This is a genomic window from Micromonospora inositola, from assembly GCF_900090285.1.
In the GTDB taxonomy this organism is placed as follows: Bacteria; Actinomycetota; Actinomycetes; order Mycobacteriales; family Micromonosporaceae; genus Micromonospora; species Micromonospora inositola.
The window spans coordinates 436,896-457,394 of sequence record NZ_LT607754.1; the positions used below are offsets into that span (position 1 = coordinate 436,896).

A 20,499-nucleotide genomic window follows, 5' to 3' on the forward strand; every position below is an offset into this window, starting at 1 on the left:
TGAGCAGGTGAGCACCCCTCGCAAGCGCCCCGACCGACCGCCGCACGTCACTGACCCGGCCGAACCCCGCAACGGCGCCCGCACCCGCGGCGTCGACGGCCGCTTCGGCACCGTCCGCGCCCCGGAGGAGATCCCGCCCCGGGAACCCGACTCGCCCGGCGCCGACGCCGCGGCCGCCGCGGCCGGCCTGGAGGAGGTGCTCGACCCGGTCACCGGGCCGGAGCACCGCCCGCCGGCCGGTGTCCGCGTCGACGAGGAGCCGCCCCAGGCGCCGCCGCTGCCCGAGGACCGCTTCCTCAACCGGGAGCTCTCCTGGCTCGACTTCAACGCCCGGGTGCTGGCGCTGGCCGAGGACCCACGCACGCCGCTGCTGGAGCGGGCCAAGTTCCTGGCCATCTTCGCCAGCAACCTGGACGAGTTCTACATGGTGCGGGTGGCCGGGCTGAAGCGCCGGCTCTCCGCCGGACTGCCGGTCCGTGGTGGGGACCGGCTGCCGCTGCGGACCCAGTTGGAGCTGATCGGGGAGAAGACCGCCGACCTGGTGGCCCGGCACGCCGCCTGCTTCGTCGACGACGTGCTGCCGAGGCTGGCCGAGGAGGACATCCGGATCCTGCGCTGGAGCGACCTGGACGACCCGGAACGGGAGCGGCTGCGCACCTGGTTCCGGGAGCACATCTTCCCGGTGCTCACCCCGCTCGCCGTCGACCCGGCGCACCCGTTCCCGTACATCTCCGGTCGGTCGCTCAACCTGGCCGTGTCGGTCCGCGACCCGGACGGCGGCTCGGAGCTCTTCGCCCGGGTGAAGGTGCCCAACAACGTGCCGCGGTTCGTCCGGGTGGCCCGGGACTCCCCCGGCGTGCGGTTCCTGCCGGTGGAGGACCTCATCTCGGTGCACCTCGGGCAGCTCTTCTCCGGCATGCACGTGGTGGAGTGCCATCTGTTCCGGGTCACCCGCAACGCCGAGGTGGAGGTCGACGAGGACCGCGACGAGGACCTGCTCCAGGCCCTGGAGCGGGAGCTGGCCCGGCGCCGCTTCGGACCGCCGGTACGCCTGGAGGTCGCCGCCTCGATCTCCGACCACATGCTGGAGCTGCTCGTCCGCGAGCTGGACATGCACGACCAGGAGGTGCTGCGGGTGCCCGGCCTGCTCGACCTCTCGGCGCTCTGGCAGGTGTACGGCGAGGCCGACCGCCCCGAGCTCAAGGACCCGCCGTTCGTGCCGGCCACCCACCCCCGGCTCGCCGAGGGCGAGGTGCCGCGCAGCGTCTTCGCCACCCTGCGCGACGGGGACGTGCTGGTGCACCACCCGTACCACTCGTTCGCGACCAGCGTGCAGCGCTTCATCGAGCAGGCCGCCGCCGACCCGGACGTGCTGGCCATCAAGCAGACCCTGTACCGCACCAGCGGCGACTCCCCGATCGTCGACGCGCTGGTCGACGCGGCAGCCGCCGGCAAGCAGGTGGTGGTGCTGGTCGAGCTGAAGGCCCGCTTCGACGAGGTGGCCAACATCGGCTGGGCCCGGACGCTGGAACGTGCCGGCTGCCACGTCGTCTACGGCCTGGTCGGGCTGAAGACGCACTGCAAGACCGCCCTGGTGGTACGCCAGGAGGGCAACCAGATCCGCCGCTACTGCCACATCGGCACCGGCAACTACCACCCCAAGACGGCGCGGCTCTACGAGGACTTCGGCATGCTCACCGCCGACCCGGAGATTGGCGCCGACCTGACCGACCTGTTCAACGTGCTGACCGGGTACAGCCGGCAGACCGCGTACCGGCGGCTGCTGGTGGCCCCGCAGGGCATCCGCAGCGGCCTGATCGAGCGGATCGAGCGGGAGATCGCGCACGTCCGGCTCGGCATGCCGGGCCTGGTGCAGTTCAAGGTGAACTCGCTGGTCGACGAGGAGATCACCGACGCGCTGTACCGGGCGTCGCGGGCCGGCGTACACGTGGACCTGCTGATCCGGGGCATGTGCACGCTGCGCCCCGGGGTGCCGGGGCTGTCGGACAACATCCGGGTCCGCTCGATCCTCGGCCGGTTCCTGGAGCACTCGCGGGTCTTCCGGTTCGGCAACAACGGCGACGCCGAGTTCTGGATGGGCTCGGCCGACCTGATGCACCGCAACCTGGACCGCCGGGTGGAGGCGCTGGTGCAGGTGAGCGACCCGGTCGCCCGGGCCGAGCTGGACCACGTGCTGAGCGCCGCGATGAGCCCCGAGGTGGACGCGTTCGAGCTGGCCGGGGACGGGACCTGGACCCGGCGTACCGGCACCGACGAGGTGCCGCTGACGCATCTGCAGGAGTTGCTGCTGCGGCGGGTCGGCGGAACGGCCGGCTGAGCGGCCCACGGCACGCACCGGCCGGGCTTACGGTGAGCGGGTGACGGACGAGGAGCCGGCGGGCATCCGGGCGGCGGGTGGGGTCGCCTGGCGGCCGGCTGCCGGCGGCGCCGAGGTCTGCCTCGTGCACCGGCCCCGGTACGGCGACTGGTCGCTGCCCAAGGGCAAGCTGGAGCCCGGCGAGCACCCGTTGGCCGCGGCGGTCCGCGAGATGGCCGAGGAGACCGACGTCCGGGCGGTGCCACAGGTCCGGCTGCCCACTGTCCGCTACCGCAGCGAGGGCCGTCCCAAGCGGGTGGACTACTGGTCGATGCGGGCGGTGGCCGCCGGCGGCTTCCAACCGGACACCGAGGTCGACGAGGTGCGCTGGCTCCCCGTCGACGAGGCGGTACGCCTGGTGAGCTATCCGCACGACGCCGAGGTGCTCGCCGCGTTCGCGGCGCTGCCGCCGGTGACCGCCACGGTGCTGCTGGTCCGGCACGCGCACGCCGGCAAGCGGGGCACCTGGTCCGGGCCGGACACCGGCCGGCCGCTGGACGCCACCGGGTGGGCCCAGGCGCAGGCGCTGGCCGAGCTGGTTGCCCTGGTCCGCCCGGCACGCCTGCTGTCCGCCGCGGCCCGCCGCTGCGTGCAGACATTGGACCCGGCCGCCGCCCTGCTGGACCTGCCGATCGAGGTGGTCGGCGACTTCGACGAGCCGAGACCCGGCCAGCAGCCGGACGAGTGCGCGCTGGCCGCCGCCGCGCACCTCGCAGCGCTGGCCGCCGCCGGCGAGCCGGTGGCGGTGTGCAGCCAGGGCAAGGTGCTGCCGGGCGCCCTGGAACGGCTGGCCGGGCGGGCCGACGACTTCACCACCCCGAAGGGCGGTGGCTGGCTGCTCGCCTTCACCGGCGACCGTCTGGTCGCCGCCGACCGGCTGTAGGGCCGGCAACGGCCGGGCGGACGCCAGCGCGTCCACCAGGCCAGCGCGGCGCCGCCGTCGTACGCGAAAAGGGCGCCCACCACGACGGTGGGCGCCCTTCAGGTCGAGCCGGTCAGCGCCGGGCAGCCGCCTTCTTGGCCGGAGCCTTCTTCGCGGGCGCCTTCTTGGCCGCCGCGCTCTTGGCGGCGGTGGTCTTCTTGGCGGCCGTGATCTTCTTGGCCGGGGCGGCCTTCTTGGCGGGGGCGGTCTTCTTGGCCGCCGTGGTCTTCTTCGCTGCGGTGGTCTTCTTCGCCGGGGCGGCCTTCTTGGTGGCCGCGGTGGTCTTGGTGGCCTTCGCCGCGGCGGTCTTCCTGGCGGCGGCGGCCGTGGTGGTCTTCTTGGCCGCGGTCGCCTTGGCCCCGGTCGCCTTCGCGCCGGTGGTCTTGGCGGCGGCCGCGGCGGTCTTCCTGGCGGCGGCCGTGGCCTTCGGCACCTTGCCGCTGGCCACCATCTCCTTGAAACCGGCGCCCGGGCGGAAGGTCGGGACCGACGTCTTCTTGACCTTCACCGCCTCGCCGGTCCGCGGGTTGCGCGCTGTTCGGGCGCCCCGGACGCGCTTTTCGAACGCTCCGAATCCGGTGATCGCCACCTTCTCGCCCTTGGTGACCGCTCCCTGGACCTCAGCGAGGACCGCGTCGAGCGCGGCCGTCGCCGTCTTCCGGTCCCCCAGGCGAACGGCGAGCGCCTCGATGAGCTCGGCCTTGTTCACGATTTCCTCCCGATTGTGCAACTGACTCGACGCGAGCCATTCTGCGCGCACGGTATGCCCTGTGCTGCCGGGACACAAACATTCGGTGGAAAAAAGCCCTTGTGTCGTAACGGATTCGCCCCCACCGGCCGGGCCGGTGGGGGCGAAAACCGATGTGCGGTCGGGCGTACGGCTATGCCACCGACGGCAGGAACGAGGGCCGGGACGCCTCGAAGGCGCTGATCTCGGCGACGTGCCGGAGGGTGAGTCCAATGTCATCCAAGCCCTCCATCAGCCGCCAACGGCTGTGGTCGTCCAGCGGGAACGCCCAGGTGGCGTCCCCGGCCCGGACCTGACGGGCGGTGAGGTCGACGGTCACCGGGGTGGTCGGGTCGGATTCCACCAGATCCCACAGTTCCTCGACGGCTTTCAATTCCAGCTCCACCGGGAGGAGACCTTCCTTGAGCGCGTTGCCACGGAAGATGTCACCGAAGCGGGGAGAGATCACGGCGCGGAAGCCCCAGTCCCGCAGCGCCCAGACGGCGTGCTCCCGCGAGGAGCCGGTGCCGAACTCGGGGCCGGCGATGAGAATCGACGCGCCGGAATGGGCGGGATCGTTGAGCACGAATGCCGGGTCCTCCCGCCACGCGTTGAAGAGCCCGTCCGCGAAACCGGTCCGAGTCACCCGCTTGAGGTACACCGCGGGGATGATCTGGTCGGTGTCCACGTTGGAACGGTGCAGCGGCACGGCGGTGCCGGTGTGGGTGGTGAACTTGTCCATCGCGAGCAGCAGCCCTTCTAGAGGTCGGCGGGGGCGGCCAGCCGGCCGACCACGGCGGTGGCGGCGGCGACCGGCGGGGACACCAGGTGGGTACGCCCGCCCCGGCCCTGGCGGCCCTCGAAGTTGCGGTTGGAGGTGGAGGCCGAGCGCTGGCCCGGCGACAGGGTGTCCGGGTTCATCCCGAGGCACATGGAGCAGCCCGCGAAGCGCCACTCGGCGCCGGCGTCGCTGAAGACCTTGTCCAGCCCCTCCGCCTCGGCCGCCTCCCGCACCGCGGCCGAACCCGGGACCACCAGCATCCGTACGCCCTCGGCGATCCGGTGTCCGCGCAGCACGTCGGCAGCGGCGCGCAGATCCTCCAGCCGGCCGTTCGTGCAGGAGCCCACGAAGACCACGTCGACCGCCAGGTCGCGCAGCGCGGTGCCCGGCTTGAGGTCCATGTACTCCAGGGCCCGGCGGGCGGCGGCCCGCTCGGACTCGGCGACGAACTCCTCCGGGTCCGGCACGGCCGAGCCGAGCGGCGCCCCCTGCCCGGGGTTGGTGCCCCAGGTGACGAACGGGGTGATCCGGCTGGCGTCCAGGGTCACCTCGGCGTCGAAGGCCGCCCCCTCGTCGGTGGGCAGCGTCCGCCAGTAGTCGACCGCCGCGTCCCAGTCCGCGCCCTGGGGCGCGTTGGGCCGCCCCTTCAGGTACGCGAAGGTGGTCTCGTCCGGCGCGATCATGCCGGCCTTGGCGCCCCACTCGATGGACATGTTGGCGATCGTCATCCGCCCCTCCATGGAGAGGTTCCGGATCGCCTCGCCCCGGTACTCCACGATGTGGCCCCGCCCGCCGCCGGTGCCCACCTGGGTGATCAGCGCGAGCACCAGGTCCTTGGCGGTGACGCCCGGGGCGAGCTGGCCGGTGACGTTCACCGCCATCGTCTTCGGCCGAGTCTGCGGCAGCGTCTGGGTGGCCAGCACGTGCTCCACCTCGCTGGTGCCGATGCCGAAGGCGAGCGCGCCGAACGCGCCGTGGGTGGCGGTGTGCGAGTCGCCGCAGACGATCGTCATGCCGGGCTGGGTGAGGCCGAGCTGCGGGCCGATGACGTGCACGATGCCCTGGTTCTCGTCGCCCAGCGGGTGCAGCCGTACGCCGAACTCGGCGCAGTTGCGGCGCAGCGTCTCGATCTGGGTGCGGGAGGTGGGATCCGCGATGGTGAGCAGGTCGCCGCGCCGATCGCGGAACGTCGGGTCGGCGTACCCGGTCGGGGTGTTGTGGTCCTCGGTCGCGATCGTCAGGTCGGTACGGCGGACCCGGCGACCGGCCAGGCGCAGCCCGTCGAACGCCTGCGGGCTGGTGACCTCGTGCAGCAGGTGCAGGTCGATGAAGAGCAGATCCGGCTCGCCCTCGACGGACCGCACCACGTGCGCGTCCCAGACCTTCTCGGCCAGGGTCCTCGGTTGAGTGACTCCCACCATCTGGACATCCTAAATTCTGGGAGGTAAGTTTCGGCTTGTGGGACACAGTATGAGCGGTGTCGGCGTCCTCGACAAGGCGGTGGTCATTCTGGCCGCCTGTGTCGACGGCGCCAGCCTGGCCGAACTCGTTGAACGCACCAAGCTGCCCCGGGCGACCGCGCACCGGCTGGCACAGGCGCTGGAGATCCACCGGATGCTGGTCCGGGACACCCAGGGGCGCTGGCGCCCGGGGCCCCGGCTCGGCGAGCTGGCCAACGCCGCGCCGGACGTGCTGCTGACCGCGGCGGAGCCGCTGCTCGCCGCGCTGCGCGACGCCACCGGCGAGAGCGCCCAGCTCTACCTGCGCCGGGCCGACGAGCGGATCTGCGTGGCCGCAGCGGAGCGGGCCAGCGGCCTGCGGGACACCGTGCCGGTGGGCTCGGTGCTGCCGATGACGGCGGGCTCGGCGGCGCAGATCCTGCTCGCCTGGGAGCCGCCGGAGGCGGTCATGCCGCTGCTTCCCCGTTCGAAGTACACCGGCCGCACCCTGGCCGAGGTACGCCGCCGCGGCTGGGCGCAGAGCGTCGCCGAGCGCGAGGCCGGTGTGGCGAGCGTCTCGGCCCCGATCCGCGACCGCACCGGCCGGGTGATCGCCGCGATCAGCATCTCCGGCCCCATCGAGCGCCTCGGCCGTCGCCCCGGCGAACGCCACGCCATGGCGGTGGTGAGAGCCGGCCAACGCCTCTCCGGCCTCTGACTCCCGGTGCGGGGAAGCGAAACGGCCCGTCTCGCGGGTGCGAGACGGGCCGTTCGAGCTGTAGCCCCGACCGGATTCGAACCGGCGCTACCGCCTTGAGAGGGCGGCGTCCTGGGCCGCTAGACGACGGGGCCAGGCACTTTTCCTGCTTCACCACCATGACGAGCGGTGCGGCAGTAGTCTAACGGCACCGCCTCCACGACCGACGACGGGGCCAGGGACCAACGGGCCGGCGATCGCGGACATGGAGAAGCCCGCCCCACCGAGGTGGGACGGGCTGTCAGCGCTGTAGCCCCGACCGGATTCGAACCGGCGCTACCGCCTTGAGAGGGCGGCGTCCTGGGCCGCTAGACGACGGGGCCAGAACTTCCTGCTTCCTCACTCTGGTGGCGAGGAAGCTGCACTCTATCAGAGTCCAGCGACCGGGATTCTCGCGAACCCGCGGCTGCGCTGGGGTACCAGGACTCGAACCTAGACTAACTGAACCAGAATCAGTCGGGCTGCCAATTACCCCATACCCCATTGGCCCCTTGCGGCGCCGGGGATGAACTTTACCCTCCCCGTGCCGACAGGCCAAATCCAACCCCCCGAACCGCCCCTGAACTGCGGAAACGAGGCGTCGGGCGCATCAGGCGACCGGCACCACCGGGTTGGTGAGCTCGCCGATCCCCTCGATCCGCACGGTGACCGTATCCCCCTCGGTGAGCGGGCTAACCCCCGCCGGAGTGCCGGTCAGCACCACGTCGCCGGGAAGCAGCGTCATCACGTGCGAGATGTACGACACCAGGGCCGGCACGTCGAAGACCATGTCCTTCGTCCGGCCGAGCTGGCGCACCTCCATCTCGTCGGGGTTGCGGCCCACCTCACACCGGATCTCCAGGTCGGAGACGTCCAGCCCGGTGGTGATCCACGGACCGATCGGGCAGAACGAGTCGAAGCCCTTGGCCCGCGTCCACTGCCCGTCCGAGCGCTGCAGGTCCCGGGCGGTGACGTCGTTGGCGCAGGTGTAGCCGAAGATCGCCCGCTCGGCGGCGGCCCGGTCGGCCCGGCGCGCCCCCGGCGCGCCGATCACCACGGCCAACTCCGCCTCGTGTTCGACCTGCTTGGAGAAGATCGGCAGCCGGATCGCGTCGCGCGGCCCGATCACCGAGGTGGACGGCTTCAGGAAGAGCAGCGGCTCCTTGGGCACCTCGCTGCCGTGCTCGGCGGCGTGCTCCGCGTAGTTGCGGCCGACACAGACCACCTTGCTGGGCAGGATCGGCGAGAGCAGCCGGACGTCGGAGAGCGCCCACCGGGCGCCGGAGAACTGGACCTGGCCGAACGGGTGCCCCTCGATCTCGGCGATGGTCAGGCCCTGCGGCCCGACCCCCGGCTCGCCCTCGACGACCCCGAACGACATTCCCTTGGCATGAGCAAAACGAGCGATACGCACCCCGCCAATCTATCCCCGACCACGGGCGTGTCACGCCGCGTGCGACCACCGGCACGTCGCGAGGCGGCCCGAAGCGGCCGGCGGCAGGGTACGCCGCCGGCCGGCCACCGGGGCGGGAATGCCTGCTTCGTACCCGCCCGGCGGGCTCGGCCCCATAGCTTCGGGTCCGGAGGTTCGTTCGTATGCCTGCATCGAGACGACACCACAGAGCCCTCGCAGTGATCGTGAACTGCCTCGGCATCCTCGCCGCCGTACCGGTGCTGCCCGCCACGGTGCCCCGGGCGGCGGCCGCACCCGCCGCACCGGCACCGGGGGCGGCGCAGCCCGCGCCGACCGCCACCGGGATGCCGGCGGCGCCGCCCGCGGTGCCGCCGACCTCGGCCGCGCCGGTCCCGCGGCCGATACCGCCGGTCACCGTGCTGGTGGCGCCGGCCGGCACGCCGATGCCGGCGTACCGGATCGACGTGCGCAACGCCGGGAGCAGCATGGTGGAGACGACCGTGCGGCAGGAACTGCCCGCCGGGACGTCCGCGAGCACGGTCACCGCCGGTGGCCGGGCCAACCGCCCGACCGGAGCGTCCAGGGCCGGCGAGGTGACCTGGCGGCTCCGGCTGCCGGCGGGGAGCACCACCACCCTGAACACCGCGCTGACCATGACCGCGCCGGGTCGGCCGGTGACCGCGCCGGCCTGCGCGTACGGCACCGACGGCACCCGGCCGTACGACTGCGCCACCGCCACCTGGAACGCGGCCCCGGTACCGGCGGCGAAGGTGACCGCGGCGCCCGCCTGGCGCCGCCCGCCGGTGCTGCTCGCGGCGCTGGCCGCGATCCTGGTCATCACCGTCGGTGCGCTCTGGTGGTGGTGGCAGCGCCGCCGGCAACGCGCCAGCGCGGCGCCGGGCGGCGCCACGCCGACCATGGCCGGAGCCTCGCCGGCCGGCCGGACCGGTGGCCCGGCGGGCGGGGGCGGCGGTGGCCAGCCGGGCGGCGGAACGCTCTACCCGCGCACGGCAATGCCCTCGCCGACGGGAGCGCGGCGCCGCCGACCGCCGATCTGGCTGGTGGTGGGCGTGGCGGCGGCGGTGCTGGCCGGGGTGGTCGGCGCGGCGGCCTGGACGGCCACCCAGCGGGTCGCCGCGATCGACACCAGCAAGCAGCCGACCATCGGCGCCTGGACGGGCCGGAGCGTCACCGGCGCGGTGGGCGTGCCGCTGCGGGAGTCGGCGTTCGAGTTCACCGTCTACCGGGTCGCCTGCGCGGCCGCCGGCCAGCCCGCCGCCGCCCCCGGGGGCCGGCAGTGCCAGGCCACCGTCGGGGTGCGCAACCTCAGCCCGGAGGAGCAGACCTGGCACGGGCAGCTGCAGCGGGCATACCTGCCGGACGGCAACTGGGTCAGCACCGACGAGACCGCGACCCGGGTCGCGAACCTCGGGCGCGACGTCTTCGCCCAGCCGGTCGCGGCGGGCAGCCGGCTGGTGCTGCCGCTGGTCTTCACGGTCAACGGCAGCCAGCCGCCGAAGCAGTTGGAGCTGCGCAGCGGGATCTTCTCCGCCGGGGTCCGGGTGGACGTGCCCTGACCGGCGGTCGGGCGGCGGTCGTACCCTGGGCTCCGTGACCGCCGCCCTCGCCCCCGCCGCCGCGCTCGACGTGGCCGGCTGGCAGGCCCGCCGGCGGGCGCACGAGCAGCGGGTGGACGCCTGGCTGGCGCCGCACCTGGCCCGCCGCCGCACCGGGGAGAAGCACCCGGTGGAGGACTTCCTCTTCACCTACTACTCCCACCGCCCCGCCCAGCTGCGCCGCTGGCACCCGGGCGCCGGCGTGGTGCTGCGCGACGCGGACCCGGCCGAGTTCGGCCGGGACTACCGGGCCACCGCCGCCGGCCTCACCCTCGACACCGATCGGGTACACGCGCGACGCGCCGAGTCGATCGACTGGATCCGGACGCTGCTCGCGGCGACCGCCGGCCGCCCGGCGCACCTCGGCTGCTTCGGCATGCACGAGTGGGCGATGGTCTACCGGCAGACCCAGGACGAGGTACGCCACAACGCCTGGCCGCTGCGGCTGAGCCCGGCCGCGACCGCCGCCGTGGTCGAGGAGCGGGGCGTGCGGTGCAGCCACTTCGACGCGTACCGGTTCTTCACCGCGCCGGCCCGGCCGCTGAACCTGCTCACCCCGACCCGGGAGGGCCAGCACGCGTTGGAGCAGCCGGGCTGCCTGCACGCCAACATGGACCTCTACAAGCATTCCTACAAGCTCTCGCCCCTGGTCCCCTCGGAACTCGTAGCCGACTGCTTCGAGCTGGCGAGAGAGATCCGGACCCTGGACATGCGCGCCTCTCCGTACGACCTCACCGCACTGGGCTACTCGCCCGTCAGAATCGAAACCATCGAGGGCCGTCACGAGTATGTGCTGGCACAGCGGTCGTTCGCGGAACGGGCCGCACCCCTGCGTTCGCGCCTGATCGCGGAATGCGACCGGCTCCTAGCCGCCTCGGACAGATAGGTCAGCGATGGTGTCCAGCATGAGTTGGCACCACGTCTGAGCGGCGTCATGAACGGGTCGATCAAGGACTTGAGCGCAGCTCATCGAGCACAGCCGACTGAACAACGCTCTCAGTCGCTGCAGCGATCGGGTGCGCAGGCGGGGTCGGCAGCCGTGGCGGCTTGTTCGACCTTCGCGCAGTAGGCTTCGCGGGCAGCGGCGTCGATCGCTTCCTCGTACGCGGCCGTCGTCCCGGTCCTGCCGTCCAACTGTTCGCGCAGGATGTCGGCGTGTCCTGCATGCCGGGTGGTGTCGTTGAGAATGTGGACCATGACGTTGAACAGCTTCACGTCTGGCCTTGGCCACCACGGTACGTGTCCAGGCGCGTCGATGGGCAGGGCGTTGATCGTCGCATCCGAGTGTTCGCAGACGGACCGGTAGAGACCCAGGATATCCGCGCGCGTTTCGTGCTCAGTGGCCCAGTGTTCGTTCTCCCAGGCGCCCGCGTCGTTCCACCGCGGTATCGGTCCGGGGAACGGCCGGCCGAAGACCTCGCCGAAGTATCTGGCTTCCGAGTACGCCTTGTGCTTGACCAGCCCGAGGAGGTTGGTGCCCGTCGCCGTCAGGGGGCGGCGGATGTCGTATTCGGAGAGCCCGTCAAGCTTCCAGACCAGCGCCTCGCGTACACCGCGCAGTTCATGGTGGAGGTAATCCTTGGCGAACTCATCGATCATGGAAGGCAAGTCTGCCAGAAGACGGCGCGAGCAGCTGACGTCGAATCGGCCGCGAAGACGGCGCCAGCGACCACGATCGAGGTCGAGTGGGCACTCCTGGAGGCCGCACACGGGTACCTGCCCTCGCTCGATCTCACTGCCGGACCTGCCGTGTGGCTCGACGTATCGGAGACGGCCAGGATTTCGACCGCGAGCGGTGACGAGATGCACCCGATCGGAGTGAACAGGGACCTCTACAAGTGGGCGTACAAGCTCTCTCCGCTGGTGCCGAGCGAGTTGGTCGCGGACTGCTTCGCGCTGGCCCGGAAGATCCGCACGCTGGATGTGCGGGCCAGCCCGTACGACCTCGCCGACCTGGGGTACCCGCGGGGTCAGCTGTGCGGGTGGCCGCGGTGCACCGCCCACTCGGGGGCGAGGATCGACATGACGGTGGCGTCCACCCAGCCGCCGCCGTCGCGCAGCACCTGCCGCAGCATGCCCTCCGCGACGAAGCCGACCTTCTCGTAGACGCGGCGGGCGCGCGGGTTGAAGGCGAACACCTCCAGCGAGATCCGGTGCAGCTCGAGCCGTTCGAAGCCGTACCCGACGACGAGCCGGACCGCCTCCGTGCCGAGCCCGCGGTCGCGCCCGGCCGGGCCGATCAGGGTGCGGAAGTTGCAGCTGCGGTTGGGTCCGTCCCACTCGTTGAGGACCACCTCGCCGACGCAGGCCCCGGTGGCGCGGTCGACCACCGCCAGGTCGAGCCGGTCGGTCTGCGCGTTGCGGCTGCTGTACCAGGCCCGCAGCCGCCCGGGATCGGAGCCCTCTCCCGGTGGGCTGCCGGTGAGCCGGGCCACCTCGGGGTCGGCCAGCACCGCCTGGAAGGCGGCCACGTCGTCGTCGACGAACGGCCGCAACAGCACACGTTCCCCGATGAGGGTGGGCTTGACGGAGAAGGCGACGGGCACGGGGCGAATTGTCGGCGACGACGGGACCGCCCGCACGCGATTTTCCGGTCAGTCGCCGTCGACGCGGCGATCGCGTTTGCGCTGGGACCGGCGCTTCTTCTCGGCCAGCCGCCGTTCCTTGGCGCCCCGGGACGGGCGGGTGGGGCGGCGCGGCTTCGGCGGCGGGGCGACCGCCTCCCGCAGCAGGGCGGTCATCCGCTCCCGGGCCGCCTCCCGGTTCGCCAGCTGCGCCCGGTGCTCGCTCGCGGCGATGGTCAGCACGCCGTCGACCAGCCGGCCGGCCAGCCGTTCCAGCGCCCGTTCGCGCAGTGGCTCGGGCAGGCTGGGCGAGGCCGCCAGGTCGAAACTGAGCTCCACTCGCGAGTCGGCGGTGTTGACGCCCTGCCCGCCCGGGCCGGAGGAGCGGGAGAACCGCTCCCGCAGCTCGCCGCTGGGGACCACCAGCCGGTCGGTCACCCGCAGTCCGTCGTCCATGCCCCGAGGCTAACGTCCCGCGGTGCGGGTCGGGGCGGGGGTCACGGTCGGTGTGGGCGCGGGATCCGCCCGCTTGTGATCCGAGCCGGCCGCCGCGTACGCGGCCGCGCCGACCAGCAGCAGCGCGATCACGCCGACCTTGGTGCAGACCGCACGGATCGCCAGCCAGGCGGTCCGTCGGGCGACGGAACCGCGTTCTTGACGGTCTTGTGGTCCGTCCACCCGCGCTTCGCGCGGGCGTACGCCGCGCCGACTCCGCATCCGATCAACAGGCCCACCAGCAGGAGGGCCGCGACGACAGCTTGCTCCACCCGAGCCAGTATCCATACTCAGCGTAATATTTCCATGGCCCGATGGCCCCGCGCCGGATATCCGACAGTTTCCCCGATCCGTCTGCGGTTCCGCCGGCCAGGGGGCGGCGGGGCCGGTCAGCCACCCTTGCCGATGATGGTGTCGGCGGTCTGCTGGACCTGGTCGATCGGGATGGCGAACCCGATGCCGATCGAGCCGCTGCCGTCGATGGTGGCGATGGCCGTGTTCACCCCGACCACCTCGCCCCGGGCGTTGACCAGCGGACCACCGGAGTTGCCGGGATTGATCGACGCGTCGGTCTGCACCGCGGTGTGCCGGCCCGAGCCGATCCGCACCTGCCGGTTCAGCGCGCTGACGATGCCGGCGGTCACCGTGCCGGCCAGCCCCAGCGGAGAACCCACCGCGAGCACCGGCTCGCCGACCCGGACGGAGTTCGGCTTCGCCAGCGGCAGCGGCGCCAGCCCCGCCGACGCGGGCACCTTCAGCACGGCCAGGTCGCTGCGCGGCTCCCGCCCGATGACCTCGGCGCTGAACCGCCGGCCGTCCGGCAGCTCCACCGTCACCGGCCCCCCGCCGCCCCGGTCCAGGATGTGGTCGTTGGTGACGATGTGCTGCTGGTCGTCGATGGCGAAGCCGGAGCCGGTGGCGGACGACCCCGAGGCCCCGCCGGCCATCACCGAGACCACCCCCGGCACCGTCTTCTGGGCGGCGGTGACCAGCTCCGCCGGGACCGGCGCCGCCGAGGCCGCGGTGGGCCCGGGCGCGTCCCGGCCGGCGACCCATCCGCCGGCCGCCGCGCCGGAGACGCTGGAGATTGCCAGCACCGCCAGCGCCGTCAGCCACCGTCCGGGCCGGCGTCGCCCCGGATCCCGGTCCGATCCCGGTACGTCCCAGCGGGCGCGCCCGTCCGGATCGAGGTCCGGGGAGATGAACCAGGGACCGCGTGGCTCTCCCAGTCCGGTCTGCACTGCCATCCGTGCGCTCCTCACGTGTCGTGCGGCTTGCGGTCAGCACATGTCCGTGCCGCGGTCAGGGCAGGCGCGAGAACCACCGCAGCGACCCGGCCGCGGCGCCCATGGCGAAGACCAGTCCCAGGCCGATGAAGCGGGCGGAGATGTCCTGCCGCTCCTTGCGGTAGCCCACCGAGGTGCCGATGTCCTCGTAGACGGCCCGCAGCTCGGCGGTGGTGGACGCCTGGTGGAAGCCGCCGCCGGTCTCCTCGGCGACGGTCTTGAGGGTCTGCCCGTCGACCGGCACCTGGATGGCCCGGCCGCCCCGGTCGACGGAGCCGGACGGGGTGCCGAACGAGATGGTGTGCACCGGCACCTTGACCGCGACCGCCTGCGCGGCCGCCTCCATCGGGTCCATGCCGGAGGTGTTCGCCCCGTCGGAGAGCAGGATGATCCGGGCCGGCGGGGGGTCCTTGGCCGCGTTGCTGTCCAGGCTCTTCACCGCTCCGAGCGAGGTGCTGATCGCCTCCCCGATCGCGGTGCCCTGGACCCCGGTGATCCCCTCGTTGAGTCGCTCGATCCCCTCGTGCAGCGCCTCCCGGTCGGTGTTCGGTGGCACCAGCACCGCCGCGCTGCCGGCGAAGGCGACCAGCCCCACGTTGAACTCGTCCGGCAGGCCGTCGGCGAAGCGCCGGGCGGCCTCCTTCGCCGCGCTCAACCGGTCGGGGTCGACGTCGTTGGCGAGCATCGAGGTGGAGACGTCCACCGCGACCATCACGGTGGCCCGTTCCCGGGGCACCCGCACCTCGGAGCTGGGCCGGGCGAAGCCGACCACCAGCAGCGCCAGCATGGCGAGGAACAGCCCCGCCGGAACGTGCCGGCGCCAGGCCGGCCGCTGCGGCGCGACCCGGTCCAGCAGCCGCAGGTTGGTGAAGCGGACGGCGTACCGGCTGCGGCGGCGCTGCATCACCAGGTAGCCCACCACCAGGGCGAGCACGCCGAGCAGCAGCCAGAGCCGGACGGGCGACTGCCAGGTCACGCGGCACCTCCCCGGGCCGCAGCCGGCGCGGCGACCAGCCGACGCTGGGCGTGCACGTGCCGGACGATGTCGACGCTCCAGTCCCGGTCGGTACGCAGCGCCAGCTGGGTCGCCCCGGATCGGCGCAGCGCGCCGCGTACCTGGTCGCGCTGGGCGGCGGCGGCCTCGGCGTACCGCTGGCGCAGCGTCCGGTCGCCGGTCCACACCTCGCGCCGCCGGCCGGTCTCCGGGTCGACCAGGGTGATCAGGCCGACGTCCGGCAGCTCCAGCTCGCGCGGGTCGGTCACCTCGACGGCGAGCACCTGGTGCCGGACGGCCAGCCGGCGCAGGGCCGCCTCCCACGGCGGGGCGCCGGCCGGGTCGTCGGGCAGCCCGTCGAGGAAGTCGGAGACCACCACGACCAGCCCGCGCCGGTTCGCCACCCGTTGCACGCCGTCGAGCCCGTCGTTGAGTGTCGGCGGCACGAGCGGAGCCGTCTCCTCGTCGTACCCGCCGGCCCGCGGGGCGGCCAGCAGCGCCCGGAGCAGCGCGAGCAGGTGGGTACGTCCGCTGCGGGCCGGGAACCGGCGCAGGCCGTCCGGGCCGAGCACCTGCGCGCCGAGGCGGTTGCCGACGCCGGCGGTGAGGAAGCCGACGGCGGCGACGGCGGCCACCGCGAGTTCCCGCTTGTCCAGCGCGGCGGTGCCGTACTCCATGCTCGGGCTGGCGTCCACCAGCAGCCAGGTGGTCAGCTCCCGGTCGGCGTCGACCTCACGGACGTGCGGGACGGTGGTCCGGGCGGTGACGGCCCAGTCCATCCGGCGTACCTCGTCCTCGCCGGGGCGGTACTCCCGACTGCCCGCGATCTCGCTGCCCGGCCCGGGCAGCAGGCCACGGTGCTGCCCGTGCAGCAGCCCGTCGAGCCGGCGGGTAACGGTCAGTTCAAGCCGGCGCAGCTGCTGGTCGGGAGCGAGGTCGGCCAGGCCGGGTTCGGCCGGGCGGGGCGGGACGGGGCGCCGCCTCATGCCGCAGCCAGGTCGGGCGCCATCTCGGGTTGGCCGGTGGCGACCCGGGGCGGCGGCACCGCCTCGACCAGCCGGCGCACCACCGCCTCCGCGGAGACCCCGTCCGCCACCGCGTCGAAGGAGAGCACCAGCCGGTGCGCGAGCACGTCCACGGCCAACTCCCGGACGTCCTCCGGCAGCACGTACTCGCGGCCGCGCAGCAGCGCCTGGGCCCGGGCGGCGGCAACCAGTCCGAGGGTGGCCCGGGGACTCGCCCCGTACGCCAGCAGCGGGGCGATCTCGGGCAGCCCGAACCGGCCGGGGTCCCGGGTGGACAGGATCAGCCGGACGACGTACTCGGCCAGCGCGTGGTGCACGAAGACGTGGCCGGCGCGCCGCTGCAGCTCACGCAGCCGGGCCGGGTCGAGCACCTGCCGGGGCTTCGGCCGGTCGGTGCTCATCCGGTAGAGGATGGCCAGTTCGTCGGCGTCGCTCGGGTAGTCGACGACGACCTTCATCAAGAACCGGTCGCGTTGCGCCTCGGGGAGCTGGTAGACGCCCTCCGACTCGATCGGGTTCTGGGTGGCCAGCACGAGGAACGGGTCGGGGACCGCCCAGCTCCGCCCGCCGATCGAGACCTGCCGCTCGGCCATCGCCTCCAGCAGCGCCGACTGCACCTTGGCCGGCGCCCGGTTGATCTCGTCGGCGAGGACCAGGTTGGCCATGATCGGACCGAGCTCGACGTCGAAGGTCTCGGTGGAGGCGCGGTAGATGCGGGTGCCGACGATGTCCGAGGGGACCAGGTCGGGGGTGAACTGGATCCGGGAGAAGCTGCCGCCGACGACCCGGGCGAGGGTCTGGGCGGCGAGCGTCTTCGCGACGCCGGGCACTCCCTCCAGGAGGCAGTGCCCCTCAGCGATCAGGGCCGTGAGCAGCCGATCGACGAGTCGATCCTGCCCCACGATCACGCGTTTGACCTCGAAGAGGGTCTGGTCCAGGTCGACGCCGCTCCCGTCGGCATCGACCGGGCTGGGCACGCTGGCCAGGGTGTCCGAGATGTCCGTCACGGTGCTTGCTTCCCGTGCGGACGGTGTGGCAAACGTCGGATTATCGACCCCTTGGCGGCCTTTGTCGCCCGGGTCGGGACAACTCCCCCGACCGGCCCGCAACGGCGCGGGCGGTACGCCCCGACGCAGGTGGGCCCGGACGGGACTGTGCCGCCGTGCCCAGTCGACCGCTACGGTGGACGCGGTGACCACGGGGACGCGTCAGCGGCGGGTCGAATGGCGAAGCCGCCGGGCGACGACGGCGGCATGCTGGCTCGGCGTCGGGCCCGGGGCGGCCTGGGCGCTGCTCCGGCTCGCCGGGCTGGAACGGGGACCGCTGGTGCAGGCGGTCGCCTTCACCCCGTACGTCGCCGTCGGGACGCTGGCCCCGCTCGTGCTGGCGCTCGCCCTGCGGCGCCGCTGGCCCGCGGTCGTGGCGGCCCTCGTGGCGCTGGCGTTGGTCGGGGTGGTGACGCCCCGCGCGTTCGCCTCCGGGCAGCCGCCGGTAGGCGGACCCACCCTGCGACTACTCACCGCCAACCTGCTCAAGGGCAGCGCCGACCCGCCCACCCTGGTCGACCTGGTCCGCGCGCACCGGGTGGATGTGCTGACCGTGCAGGAGTTCACCCCGGGGATCGCCGCCGAGCTGGACCGGCTGGGGCTGGCCGAGCTGCTGCCCTACCGGCAGCTCAACCCCGAGGTGGGCACCACCGGATCGGGCCTCTACGCCCGGTTCCCGATCACCGAGGCGGGAGTGCGCCGCAACCAGGGCTTCTTCTTCAGCCAGGCATACGGCACCCTCGCCGTGCCGGGCGCGCCGCCGCTCCGGGTCGAGTCCGCGCACCCGGCCGCCCCGTACGCCGTCGAGGTGGTCCCGGACTGGTGGACCGACCTGCGGGCGCAGCCGCCGGCCACCCCGGGCGGGAGGCTGAGCATCCTGGCCGGGGACTTCAACGCCACGCTCGACCACGCCCCGCTCCGCGCCCTCATCCGCACCGGGTACGTCGACGCCGCCGATCAGGCCGGCGCCGGGCTGGCCGGCACCTGGGGCCCCTACGACGGCGACCTCATCCCGGCGGTCACCATCGACCACGTCCTGGCCGACCGCCGCATCGCCGTCGGGTCGGTCACCGTGCACGCCCTCCCCGGCAGCGACCACCGCGCCGTCCTCGCCGAGCTGCGGCTGCCCGCCACCTGACCGGCGTCACACCCGGGCGCGGTCGAGGCCGTAGGTGAGGGCGTCGACCAGGGCGTGCCAGGAGGCCTCGACCACGTTGGGGTGGACGCCCACCGTGGTCCAGTCGCGGCCCGCGCCGGCGGTCTCCACCAGCACCCGGGTCACCGCGCCGGTGCCGTGGCTGCCCTCCAGGATGCGGACCTTGTAGTCGGCCAGCTCGAACTCGCGCAGCTCCGGGTAGTGCCGGGCGAGCCCGACCCGCAGCGCCTCGTCGAGGGCGTTGACCGGGCCGTTGCCCTCGGCGGTGGCGATCACCCGCTCGCCGCGTACCCGGATCTTGACGGTGGCCTCGGAGACGACCGCGCCGTCCTCCCGGTGCTCCACCAGCACCCGGTAGGACTCCAGGGCGAACGGCCGGGACGCGGCCCGGTCCGGCAGCTCGGAGCGGACCAGCAGCTCGAACGAGGCGTCGGCCGCCTCGAACGACCAGCCGCCCGCCTCCAGCTCCTTGACCCGCTTGGTCACCGTCGTCAGCGCCTCCGGATGGCCGGCCAGGTCCAGGCCCAGCTCGCGGCTCTTGAGCTCGACGCTGGCCCGGCCGGCCATCTCGGTCACCAGGATCCGCATGTCGTTGCCCACCACCGACGGGTCCACGTGGTTGTAGAGCAACGGGTCGACCTTGATCGCGCTCGCGTGCAGCCCCGCCTTGTGGGCGAAGGCGGCGGCCCCGGCGTACGCCTGGTGGGTGTCGGGGGCGATGTTGGCGATCTCGGCGATGGCGTGCGAGACCCGCACCATCTGTTCCAGGCAGCCGTCCGGGAGGACGGGCAGCCCGAGCTTGAGCTGGAGGTTGGCGACGACCGCGAAGAGGTCGGCGTTGCCGGGACGCTCGCCGTATCCGTTGGCGGTGCCCTGGAAGTGCCGCACCCCGGCCTCGACGGCGGCGATGGTGTTGGCCACCGCGCACGCGGTGTCGTTCTGGCAGTGGATGCCGAGCAGCTCCGGGGCGATGCCGGTGCGCGCGGTGACGTCGGCGATGGCGGCCGTGATCTGGGAGGGCAGCATTCCGCCGTTGGTGTCGCAGAGCACGAACCGCTCCGCCCCGGCGGCCAGCGCCGTCTCCACCACCGCGGCGGTGTACGCCGGGTCGTACCGGTACCCGTCGAAGAAGTGCTCGCCGTCGACGAAGACCCGGCGCCCCTCGGCCACCAGGTGGGTGACCGTGTCGTAGATCATCGCCAGGTTCTCGGCGGCGGTGGTGCGCAGCGCCCGCTCGACGTGCCGCAGGTCCGCCTTGGCCACCAGGGCGACCGCCGGGGTCTGCGCGTCCAGCAGGCCGCGCACCTGCGGGTCGGTGTCGACGGCGAGGCCGGCCTTGCGGGTGGCGCCGAAGGCGACCAGGATCGCGTGCCGCAGCTCCAGCTCGGTACGCGCCCGACGGAAGAACTCGGTGTCCTTCGGCACGGCGCCCGGCCAGCCGCCCTCGATGAAGCCGACCCCGAAGTCGTCGAGCAGGCGGGCCACCGCGAGCTTGTCGACCACCGAGTAGCTGAGCCCTTCGCGCTGGGCGCCGTCGCGCAGCGTCGTGTCGTACACCTGGAAGGTCATGGAAGTCCTCTTCTCGAACCACGGCGGGGAGCAACAAAAAGACCCCCCGCGGGATGCGGGAGGTCTGCGCGCTCGGCGAGAGGGAAAGCCGGCGCGCTAGCTGCCAATAATCAGGACGGAGCTGGTCATGACCGGTACTTTGCCACCCCGACCCCGGTTTTGGGAGGCAGAATCCACATGTCGGGAAGATTACGGAGGGCGGCCACTAACCCGATCGACAGCCGGGATCGGGGCAGGACGCGCTCCTGGTGATCGACTTCACAATTCACCCGGCCGCCACCGCGCGGGAACATCGCTGCGGAAGTATCTGGAACCGATCCAGTTACCGGCCTCGCGCCGCTGACAAGCCGCT

19 protein-coding genes, 3 tRNA genes and 1 pseudogene are annotated in these 20,499 nt (G+C 73.0%); 7 read left to right on the forward strand and 16 right to left on the reverse strand.

Annotated features, from left to right (window positions below; genetic code table 11):
• Positions 1 to 7: 7 nt before the first annotated feature.
• Positions 8 to 2,338, forward strand: coding sequence for an RNA degradosome polyphosphate kinase (locus GA0070613_RS02015; protein WP_089010712.1), 2,331 nt, complete (start codon positions 8 to 10; stop codon positions 2,336 to 2,338).
• A 40-nt stretch (positions 2,339 to 2,378) separates the two neighbouring features.
• Positions 2,379 to 3,260 (forward strand): NUDIX hydrolase, encoded by an 882-nt coding sequence (locus GA0070613_RS02020; RefSeq protein ID WP_089010713.1) that lies wholly within the window; start codon positions 2,379 to 2,381, stop codon positions 3,258 to 3,260.
• A 112-nt stretch (positions 3,261 to 3,372) separates the two neighbouring features.
• Here GA0070613_RS02020 and GA0070613_RS02025 read toward each other — a convergent pair whose 3' ends face one another.
• From GA0070613_RS02025 to leuC, 3 genes are all read right to left on the reverse strand, one after another.
• The gene (locus GA0070613_RS02025) at positions 3,373 to 4,008 is read right to left on the reverse strand and encodes an HU family DNA-binding protein (RefSeq protein ID WP_172875741.1); all 636 of its coding nucleotides are present in this window, start codon (positions 4,006 to 4,008) and stop codon (positions 3,373 to 3,375) included.
• 172 nt (positions 4,009 to 4,180) lie between these two features.
• Complete coding sequence (leuD, locus tag GA0070613_RS02030) at positions 4,181 to 4,768, reverse strand: 3-isopropylmalate dehydratase small subunit (protein ID WP_089010715.1); 588 nt, start codon at positions 4,766 to 4,768, stop codon at positions 4,181 to 4,183.
• 17 nt (positions 4,769 to 4,785) lie between these two features.
• On the reverse strand, positions 4,786 to 6,228 hold the full coding sequence (gene leuC, locus GA0070613_RS02035) for a 3-isopropylmalate dehydratase large subunit (protein WP_089010716.1): 1,443 nt from the start codon (positions 6,226 to 6,228) through the stop codon (positions 4,786 to 4,788).
• Positions 6,229 to 6,277: 49 nt separating this feature from the next.
• Between leuC and GA0070613_RS02040 the strand changes: the two genes are divergently transcribed.
• The gene (locus tag GA0070613_RS02040) at positions 6,278 to 6,964 is read left to right on the forward strand and encodes an IclR family transcriptional regulator (protein WP_089010717.1); all 687 of its coding nucleotides are present in this window, start codon (positions 6,278 to 6,280) and stop codon (positions 6,962 to 6,964) included.
• 61 nt (positions 6,965 to 7,025) lie between these two features.
• Here the strand turns inward: GA0070613_RS02040 and GA0070613_RS02045 are convergent.
• From GA0070613_RS02045 to GA0070613_RS02060, 4 genes are all read right to left on the reverse strand, one after another.
• A tRNA-Glu gene (locus GA0070613_RS02045) sits at positions 7,026 to 7,098 on the reverse strand.
• A 155-nt stretch (positions 7,099 to 7,253) separates the two neighbouring features.
• Positions 7,254 to 7,326, reverse strand: a tRNA-Glu gene (locus GA0070613_RS02050).
• An 88-nt stretch (positions 7,327 to 7,414) separates the two neighbouring features.
• Positions 7,415 to 7,486: transfer RNA gene (locus tag GA0070613_RS02055), tRNA-Gln, on the reverse strand.
• Positions 7,487 to 7,592: 106 nt separating this feature from the next.
• The gene (locus GA0070613_RS02060) at positions 7,593 to 8,396 is read right to left on the reverse strand and encodes a fumarylacetoacetate hydrolase family protein (RefSeq protein WP_089010718.1); all 804 of its coding nucleotides are present in this window, start codon (positions 8,394 to 8,396) and stop codon (positions 7,593 to 7,595) included.
• 182 nt (positions 8,397 to 8,578) lie between these two features.
• Here GA0070613_RS02060 and GA0070613_RS02065 point away from each other — a divergent pair, with 182 nt between their 5' ends.
• Both GA0070613_RS02065 and GA0070613_RS02070 read left to right on the forward strand, forming a co-directional pair.
• The gene (locus tag GA0070613_RS02065) at positions 8,579 to 9,973 is read left to right on the forward strand and encodes a hypothetical protein (RefSeq protein ID WP_089010719.1); all 1,395 of its coding nucleotides are present in this window, start codon (positions 8,579 to 8,581) and stop codon (positions 9,971 to 9,973) included.
• 34 nt (positions 9,974 to 10,007) lie between these two features.
• The gene (locus tag GA0070613_RS02070; protein ID WP_089010720.1) at positions 10,008 to 10,898 is read left to right on the forward strand and encodes a 3-methyladenine DNA glycosylase; all 891 of its coding nucleotides are present in this window, start codon (positions 10,008 to 10,010) and stop codon (positions 10,896 to 10,898) included.
• A 110-nt stretch (positions 10,899 to 11,008) separates the two neighbouring features.
• Here GA0070613_RS02070 and GA0070613_RS02075 read toward each other — a convergent pair whose 3' ends face one another.
• Positions 11,009 to 11,611 carry a DinB family protein gene (locus GA0070613_RS02075; protein ID WP_089010721.1) on the reverse strand — a complete coding sequence of 201 codons (603 nt, stop codon included), beginning with the start codon at positions 11,609 to 11,611 and terminating at the stop codon, positions 11,009 to 11,011.
• Between the two features lie 222 nt (positions 11,612 to 11,833).
• Between GA0070613_RS02075 and GA0070613_RS33180 the strand changes: the two are divergent.
• Positions 11,834 to 11,977: pseudogene (locus GA0070613_RS33180) on the forward strand (3-methyladenine DNA glycosylase); the annotation flags it as partial.
• 5 nt (positions 11,978 to 11,982) lie between these two features.
• Here the strand turns inward: GA0070613_RS33180 and GA0070613_RS02080 are convergent.
• The 7 genes from GA0070613_RS02080 to GA0070613_RS02110 form a co-directional block, all read right to left on the reverse strand.
• Positions 11,983 to 12,558 carry a GNAT family N-acetyltransferase gene (locus tag GA0070613_RS02080; RefSeq protein WP_089010722.1) on the reverse strand — a complete coding sequence of 192 codons (576 nt, stop codon included), beginning with the start codon at positions 12,556 to 12,558 and terminating at the stop codon, positions 11,983 to 11,985.
• Between the two features lie 48 nt (positions 12,559 to 12,606).
• On the reverse strand, positions 12,607 to 13,032 hold the full coding sequence (arfB, locus tag GA0070613_RS02085) for an alternative ribosome rescue aminoacyl-tRNA hydrolase ArfB (RefSeq protein WP_089010723.1): 426 nt from the start codon (positions 13,030 to 13,032) through the stop codon (positions 12,607 to 12,609).
• A 9-nt stretch (positions 13,033 to 13,041) separates the two neighbouring features.
• Positions 13,042 to 13,254, reverse strand: a complete 213-nt coding sequence (locus GA0070613_RS02090; protein WP_231929630.1) for a hypothetical protein — start codon at positions 13,252 to 13,254, stop codon at positions 13,042 to 13,044.
• A gap of 206 nt (positions 13,255 to 13,460) precedes the next feature.
• The gene (locus GA0070613_RS02095) at positions 13,461 to 14,318 is read right to left on the reverse strand and encodes a S1C family serine protease (protein WP_089010724.1); all 858 of its coding nucleotides are present in this window, start codon (positions 14,316 to 14,318) and stop codon (positions 13,461 to 13,463) included.
• 55 nt (positions 14,319 to 14,373) lie between these two features.
• Positions 14,374 to 15,333, reverse strand: coding sequence for a VWA domain-containing protein (locus GA0070613_RS02100; RefSeq protein ID WP_089010725.1), 960 nt, complete (start codon positions 15,331 to 15,333; stop codon positions 14,374 to 14,376).
• On the reverse strand, positions 15,330 to 16,337 hold the full coding sequence (locus GA0070613_RS02105) for a DUF58 domain-containing protein (RefSeq protein WP_089010726.1): 1,008 nt from the start codon (positions 16,335 to 16,337) through the stop codon (positions 15,330 to 15,332). Before GA0070613_RS02105 ends, GA0070613_RS02100 begins: the two co-directional genes overlap by 4 nt.
• Positions 16,334 to 17,383 (reverse strand): AAA family ATPase, encoded by a 1,050-nt coding sequence (locus GA0070613_RS02110; RefSeq protein WP_089010727.1) that lies wholly within the window; start codon positions 17,381 to 17,383, stop codon positions 16,334 to 16,336. The genes GA0070613_RS02105 and GA0070613_RS02110 overlap by 4 nt, the downstream gene beginning before the upstream one ends.
• Before the next feature lie 184 nt (positions 17,384 to 17,567).
• Between GA0070613_RS02110 and GA0070613_RS02115 the strand changes: the two genes are divergently transcribed.
• Positions 17,568 to 18,560 (forward strand): endonuclease/exonuclease/phosphatase family protein, encoded by a 993-nt coding sequence (locus GA0070613_RS02115; RefSeq protein WP_231929631.1) that lies wholly within the window; start codon positions 17,568 to 17,570, stop codon positions 18,558 to 18,560.
• A gap of 6 nt (positions 18,561 to 18,566) precedes the next feature.
• Here GA0070613_RS02115 and cimA read toward each other — a convergent pair whose 3' ends face one another.
• The gene (cimA, locus tag GA0070613_RS02120; protein WP_089010728.1) at positions 18,567 to 20,147 is read right to left on the reverse strand and encodes a citramalate synthase; all 1,581 of its coding nucleotides are present in this window, start codon (positions 20,145 to 20,147) and stop codon (positions 18,567 to 18,569) included.
• Positions 20,148 to 20,499 lie beyond the last annotated feature (352 nt).